This window comes from Streptomyces sp. NPDC059900, from assembly GCF_050270335.1.
Lineage (GTDB): Bacteria > Actinomycetota > Actinomycetes > Streptomycetales > Streptomycetaceae > Streptomyces.
In genome coordinates this window covers 1-6835 of sequence record NZ_JBNNJZ010000447.1, presented here as the reverse complement: position 1 = coordinate 6835, position 6835 = coordinate 1, and the positions used below count along the sequence as shown (strand labels likewise).

The 6835-nt window shown below is 71.8% G+C and carries 7 protein-coding genes; all 7 read right to left on the bottom strand.

What is annotated here, in order from left to right; genetic code table 11:
- Positions 1–167: 167 nt before the first annotated feature.
- The gene (locus tag ACQKIP_RS35655) at positions 168–821 is read right to left on the bottom strand and encodes a response regulator transcription factor (RefSeq protein WP_365862057.1); all 654 of its coding nucleotides are present in this window, start codon (positions 819–821) and stop codon (positions 168–170) included.
- Positions 822–880: 59 nt separating this feature from the next.
- Positions 881–1681: an alpha/beta fold hydrolase gene (locus tag ACQKIP_RS35650; protein ID WP_365862059.1), complete on the bottom strand. Its 801-nt coding sequence runs from the start codon at positions 1679–1681 to the stop codon at positions 881–883.
- A 25-nt stretch (positions 1682–1706) separates the two neighbouring features.
- Positions 1707–2510 (bottom strand): enoyl-CoA-hydratase DpgD, encoded by an 804-nt coding sequence (dpgD, locus tag ACQKIP_RS35645; protein WP_427745089.1) that lies wholly within the window; start codon positions 2508–2510, stop codon positions 1707–1709.
- Positions 2507–3793, bottom strand: a complete 1287-nt coding sequence (gene dpgC, locus ACQKIP_RS35640) for a (3,5-dihydroxyphenyl)acetyl-CoA 1,2-dioxygenase DpgC (RefSeq protein WP_365862062.1) — start codon at positions 3791–3793, stop codon at positions 2507–2509. Before dpgC ends, dpgD begins: the two co-directional genes overlap by 4 nt.
- Entirely contained in the window at positions 3790–4449 is a 660-nt protein-coding gene (gene dpgB / locus ACQKIP_RS35635; protein WP_365862064.1) for an enoyl-CoA-hydratase DpgB, read from the bottom strand. The genes dpgC and dpgB overlap by 4 nt, the downstream gene beginning before the upstream one ends.
- Positions 4450–4463: 14 nt before the next feature.
- A complete protein-coding gene (gene dpgA, locus ACQKIP_RS35630; protein WP_365862067.1) occupies positions 4464–5585 on the bottom strand; it encodes a 3,5-dihydroxyphenylacetyl-CoA synthase DpgA in 1122 nt (373 codons plus the stop codon).
- A gap of 106 nt (positions 5586–5691) precedes the next feature.
- Positions 5692–6835 (bottom strand): PLP-dependent aminotransferase family protein (locus ACQKIP_RS35625; protein WP_427745088.1); only part of this gene is annotated, 1144 nt, incomplete at its 5' end.

Sequence of the window (6835 nt, the reverse complement as noted above, 5' to 3'; positions counted from 1 at the left end):
GCAGATAGGTGATGGTGAGCAGGACGGCGCCGGACAGGACGAACAGCCCTCCGTAGAGCAGGGTGAGGCGCATGCGCACCCGCCTGGGTCGCAGCAGTGCGGCGGCCCGGGCGCGGGTGAGGTAGGTCGCGGTCAGCGGGAAGGAGCGCATGACACCTCAGATCCGGTCAGATCCGGTACCCGCCGCGGGGTACCGTCTCGATCACGGGCGGGGACCCCAGCTTCGCGCGCAGCCGGTTGATCGTCGTCTTGACGGTGTTGGTGAACGGGTCCGTTGCGTCGTCCCACACCCGCTCCAACAGCTCCTCGGTCGATACCACCCGGCCCTGGGCGGCCATGAGGTACTCGAGGACCGCCAGCTCCTTGGGGTTGAGCGGCAGCCGCTCGCCGCCGCGGGTGGCAAGGCGCTTGCCCGGGTCGAGCCGCAGGTCGCCGTGGTCGAGGATGGGCGCGAGCGCCTGTTGCGGGCGCCGGGCGATGGCGCGGATCCGGGCGATGAGCTCGGGATAGGCGAAGGGTTTGGGCAGATAGTCGTCCGCGCCCAGATTCAGCCCGTCCACCCGCTCGGCCATCGTGCCGGAGGCGGTGAGCATCAGCACACGGGGCTGCTGCGGCTGTTCGGCCAGCGTGCCGCAGACGTCGTCGCCGTGGATTCCGGGGAGGTCCCGGTCGAGCACGACGACGTCGTAGTCGACGACGGAGGTGCTCTCCAGGGCTCGTTCGCCGTCGTGTACCACGTCCACGGCCATTCCTTCGCGGCGTAATACCCGCGCCACCGATTCCGCCAGCACGGCATGATCCTCAACCACCAGCACTCTCATCGCCCCACCCCTAGCGCAGCCCGGTCGTCTTCAGCCGACAACGCTATCGCTCGGAGAGGTCAGCCGGGCGTGAAGAATCCCGTTATCGCCGCGTTCACCGCATCGGGCTTTTCCAGGCAGCCGAAGTGGCCGCAGCCGGAGATCTCGGTGTAACCGGCGCCGGGGATCGCCGCCGCGACCTCACGGACCAAGTACGGGCGGGCGACGAGGTCGTCGGCGAAGCCGATGACGTGGCAGGGCACGCCGATCCGGCGGTAGGCGGGCAGCCGGTTGCCGATCAGCTGCAGGCCCAGCTGGGCGCGGACAGCCCCGGGGTCGGCCCCGGACAGCTCGAAGACGGCCAGCCAGTCCTTGAGGCGCTCCTCGTCATTGAGGGTTTCCGGCGACAGGTTCTGGATCGCCTGCGCATAGGCCGCGTACGCCGGCGGCAGGGCCCCGCTGTCGGCCAGTGCCAGGTCGGCGGCCGTCATGGCTGCGATCAGCGCGTCCGCCCGGCCGCAGGAGGCGATCAGCACGGCCTGCCGGACGAGCTCGGGGCGGGCCAGCAGCAGTTCGGCGACGATGATGCCGCCCAGAGAGAAGCCGACGACCCGGCACGGGCTCGCGCCCAGGTGCTCGATGAGTCCGGCGACATCAGCCGCCATGTCGTCAAGGGTGTACGCCTGCGGTCCGGCGTCGGTCGGCGGGATGCCCCGGTTGTCGACGGTGAGGACCCGGTAGCCGGCCGCCTTCAATGCCGGGACCTGGTGGGTGCGCCAGATCCGGCCGGGCGCGGCGGTTCCGGTGACCATCACCACCGGCTCTCCGGAACCGTAGTCGTCGTAACTCAGCCTGATCCCGTTGACAGGCACCACCGGCATCGGGCAACCCCCTTTTGCTCTGCGCTCACTTCCCGGTCCAGACGGGCTCGCGCTTCTCCGTGAAGGCCTTGACCCCTTCCGCCGCATCCGCGCTGCGTCTGCGGCGCTCCTCCCAGCTGTAGCTGGCGCTGAACGCGTCCGGGAGCGGCATGTCGACCGACGCCAGGGCGGCCTGTTTGATCGCCCGTACCGAGAGCGGGGCGCTGCGCACCAGGTCCCGCGTCCACCGGGCGACGCAGTCGTCCAGCTCATCGGCCGGTACGACCTCGTTGACCAGGCCGTACCGCAAGGCCTGGGCGGGGTCGAGGCTGCGGCCGGTCAGCAGGTGTCCGAGCGCGATCTTCTGCGGCAGCTGGCGGATCAGCCGGAACGCGCCGCCGGCACCGGGGACCAGGCCGAGCCGCGCCTCGGGCAGGCCGAACACGGCACGCTCGGAGGCGATGATCAGGTCGCAGGCCAGGGCGAGTTCGAACCCGCCGCCCAGGGCGTAGCCCGGGACCCGCGCGTGGACCGGCTTGGACAGCGTGAAGCGGTCGGTCAGCCGCGGCCAGCCGCTCTGGCCGCGGCTTCCGAAGGTGGTCGGCGGTACGCCCCGGGCGCCCAGCCGGGCGCGCTCCTTGAGGTCCTGTCCGACGCTGAAGGCGCGATCGCCGGCCCCGGCGAGTACGGCGACACGTACCTCGTCGTCGGCCTCGACGTAGTCCCAGATGGCGCCGAGCTCCTCGTGCATGCGCAGGTCCATCGCGTTGAGCACGTCCGGGCGATCGAGCGTGACGTAGGCGACGTGCTCGCGCGTGACGCACCGCACCCGGGGGCCGGCGTCGTTCATCCGGCGCGCCCGGCGAACCCGCCGACCTTGTCGATGACGTCCTCGCCGTACAGGCGCAGCGCCTGTTGCAGCGCGAATTCGGCCATGTACCGGCGGAATTCCTCCGGCGGTTCCTCGACGGCGTTCAGCATTCTGCGGTTGGCGACGACCGCCGGGCTCTGCAGCTGCGCCACGCCGCGAGCCACGGCGGCGTCGAGCTCGCCGGGCTCCACGACCTCGTCGACCAGCAGCCGGGCGTCCGGTTCGGTCGCCCAGATCCGCCGCCCCGACAGGATGACCTGGCGGGAGATCCGCGGACCGGTGTGCCGGCCGAGGCGGAAGTTGGCGGCTCCCGGCACGATGCCCTCGCGGGCGGCCGGCAGAGTGAGATAGGCGTCCGACGCGGCGAGCACCTGGTCGCAGGCGAGGAGCAGCTGCATGCCGCCGCCGATGGCGAAGGTGTCGACGGCCGCGATCCAGGGCTTTTCGACCGTGCGGGAATGCCAGGCCCCGGCGTGGTCGGTGAGCAGGCCGGCGACCAGCTTGCGCAGGTAGCCGAGTTCGCGGCGCAGCAGGAAGCCGGTCAGCGAGATGCCGCCGGCATGCAGGCTCTTGAGGTTGATGCCGGCACTGAACACCCGCTTGCCGCGGTAGCGGGGATGGCTCATCTGCCCGCCCCGCAGCACGCCGACGCGTACCTCCTCGTCAAGGAGCGCGAGGTCCACGGCGGTCTCCATGTCGTCGACCTGCTCACCGTCCTCGGCGTTCAGGCAGTCGTCCCTGCACATCGTCAGGTGGGCTGCGCCGTCCCGCCGTTCCAGCAGGACCGAGCGGGTGCGCAGCACCCCGGTGCGGCGGAACTCCGGCAGCAGCCGCAGGGCGCGCGGCGTCGGTCGCAGCATCGCGTCAAGCACCCGCGGGCCCGCCAGCGGGGAGCGCAGCACCGCCCGCAGGAAGATGCCCTGGTCTATCTCCCAGCCCTCCTTGTCCGCCTGGCGGCGGCCGCGGTCGGCGGCGAGCTGCTTCTCCGTGGGCACCAGGCCGGGGCAGGCGTCCGCAGCGGCTGCCACCAGCTCGTCGATGCGCAGCCCCTCGGCGAGCCGCTCGAATACGGCGTCGGCGTGTGTGTCGAGGTAGCGCACGCGCAGCGCGCGGGCCGCGTCCTTGGCGGCGGCGAGCTCCGCGCGCTGCGGGTGCGTGCGCGCACCGGGGTCGGGGAGCGCCGCGATCAGGTCCTCCACGCGGGCCGCCGCCTCCCGCAGGCTCGGCCAGAGGTTGCTGTCCGGCTGGTCGGGTGCCCTCACGACGCCTCCTGTCGGGCCGTGCCGCGCAGCGCCCGGTCGCAGGCGGCAAGATGCGGGCCGAGCGCGTCCTCGAAGCTCGTCGTCGCGGCGTCGAATAGCAACTGCCGCCGGATCGCCAGCTCCTTGCCGGCCAGCCCGCTGGCAAGTCCGGCGACGGCCGCCGCGGCCATGGCGGGCTCGTCGACGATCTCGTCGGCGATGCCCAGACGCAGCGCCTCGGGAGCCTCGATCGGCAGGCCGAAGAGCACGGCGCGGCGGATCCCTGCCGTGCCGGCCAGCGCGACGAGCCGGTAGCCGGCCATGCCGGGCCAGGTGGCGCCGGCGTCCCGGGGCATCAGCAGCCGGGTGCCGTTCGTCGCCGCGCGGACGTCCGCGGCCAGGAACACGTCCAGCGCCGTCCCTCCGCAGTCGCCGGAGGCGACCGCAACCGTGGCGAGGGGGAGGCGTTCCAGCCGGCGCAGCGCCCGCTCCCACTTGCTGACCAGCATCACGTCCAAGCCGCTGGTCCAGTCGCCGCCGGGGGCGCCCGATGCGTGGATGGTGAGGATGCCGGCGCCCTGTGCCTCGGCCCGGTCGCAGACCTCCTGCACGGCCAGGACGGCGGCGGCCGACATCGGCTCGGTACCGTCCACGCGCAGCGTCAACGCCTCTTTCACGGCGCTCTCCCCCTTCACCACTGGACCAGTGCCGTCTCGAGGGTGGAGCCTGGCCCCATGGTCATCAGCACGCCGAACTCCCCTGGTTTGGTGACGCCTTCCTCCAGCAGCCGCTCGTAGGAGAACAGGAAGGATCCGCTGGACACGTTTCCGTAATCACGCAGCACGCTGGTGGTGTGCCGAACGTCGTACCTGGTCAGGCCGAGGTTCACGCCGACAGCGTCGATCACCTTCTTGCCGCCCGAGTGCACCAGCCAGTGGCTGATGTCGCTGCGCCGCAGGCCCGTTCCGGCCAGCAGCCGGTCCACGACGATCTCGGCGTGGGCGCCGACCACGTACGGGATCTGCGGGTCGAGGAAGAAGCTGAACCGGGCGAGGTCCCGGTCCCAGTCGTAGCGCATGGCCCCGATGGCCTCGGGGATGATGCAGCTGGCGAACTTCAGCAGCCGCGGGCCCTCCTCGGCTCCTGACGCGCCCGCCTGTTCGCCGGTCCGTTCGCCGGTCCGTTCGCCCGCGAGCAGCGCGACCGCGCCGGCGCCGTCGCCGAACAGGCTGTTCACGACGGCCGTGCGCATCGTCGAGTCCATCGCGTACGCCGCCGAGCAGGCCTCCGTGCACAGCACGACGGCGAGTTCGCCGGGGTGGGCCGCGGACCAGCCGCTGACGACGCCCAGGGCGTTGAGCCCGGCGTTGCAGCCCATGCCGACGATGTCGGAGCGGCTGCAGTGCCGGTCGATGCCCAGCTCCCGGATGAGCAGCGCGCTGAGCCCGGGGGTGAGGAAGCCGGTGGAGGTCACGCAGCACAGGTGGCGCAGGTCGGCCAGGTCGGCGCCGGCCCGCTTCAGGCAGGCGCGCAGCGCGTCCGCGCCCATCTCGATGGCCAGTTGCTTGTGCTTGGCGAGCAGGTCGCCCTGCGGTTCCGCGACGCGGGCCCCGGTGGCGTCCACGGCGGGCAGCGTGAGGTGGCGGCGCTCGATGGCGCTGTTGAGGAAGACCGAACGGACCCGGGGGTCGGTTATCGCGAAGGCGTCGAGTACCTCCTGCTGGCTGTAGGAGGTGGGCGACACCGCCGTACCGACGCCGACGATCCGTGGGTGCAGGAACTCCCGCTTCGCGGTCAGGCCGGGCTGGGGCACGACCGGTGCGGTATTCCGGGGCGCATGCGGGCTTTCGAGGATGGCGGTCACCGGAACGTCCACCCCCACCTACGCGGCTTGCTGCGCAGCAGTCCTGAGTAGCTGGTCACGTACTTCCCCCTTTGGTTCCGGAGTTCTCCGCCGCTATGAAGCCGGCGAGCCGCGCGGTGCCTTCTTTCATCTCCGCGGGCGTCAGATAGCTGATGGACAGGCGGATGCCGTGCCGGCCGCCGCCGTGAGGATAGAAGTTGCGCATCGGCGTCCAGATGACTCCGAATTCGCGTGCGGAGCGGGTCAGAGCGGCCTCGTCCGCCGCGAAGGGGACCCGCATGCTGAGGAAGAACCCGCCTTCCGGCTCGTTCCACCGCACCCCGAGAGCTGCACGGCGATCGGCGGGCAGGGCCTCGGAAAGATGCCGGAGCATGGCTCCCATGGCATCTCCGTAGTAGGCGGCAGCTTTGGCGTTCAGCTCCGAGAGCCGGCCATCGGCGGCGAGCAGCGCGCCGGCCACGGCGGCCTGGCTGAGCGAGGGGGTGTTCACCGTCACCATGCTCTTGATCTTGGCGAGTTCGGCTGCGAGCAGGCCCGTCCCGCCGGCGCCGTCGTCGACCCGCTGGTCGGCGACGACGAAGCCGACGCGAGCCCCGGGAAAGACCGTCTTGGAGAAGGAACCCAGGTGCACCACCGAGCGGCCGGTGTCGAGGGACTTCAGCGTCGGCAGCCGCTGGTCGGGGCTCACCATCCGATACGGGCTGTCCTCCACGATCAGCAGGCCGCGGCGCTTGGCCAGGCGAAGGAGAGCTCGGCGGGCCGGCTCGCTCACGGTGGTGCCCGCCGGGTTGGCGTGGTCGGGCAGCACGTACAGGGCGCGCGGGCGGCGGCCGCGGGCCAGCTGCTCCTCGATCGCCGCCTCGACGTCGTCCGGGTGCAGCCCGTCCTCGCGTTCCTCGACCGGGCAGAGGGCGATGTCCAGCAGCCGGGCCGCGCCGGTGATCCCCACGTAACAGGGGCTGGAGACCAGCAGCACGTCGTCGGGGCCGGCCATCAGCGCCCGCAGCACCAGGAGCATCGCCTCCTGTGCGCCGACGGTGACCACCAGCGACTCGGGCGGGACGTCGATGTCCTCGTCGGCCCGCAGCGAATCGGCGATGATCTCGCGGATGGTGCCCGCGGTCGGGCCGTACTGGTAGAGGGCGGTCCTGATCTCCTGCGGCGAACTCCCCTGCGCGGCCAGGTGGTCGAGGTAGCCG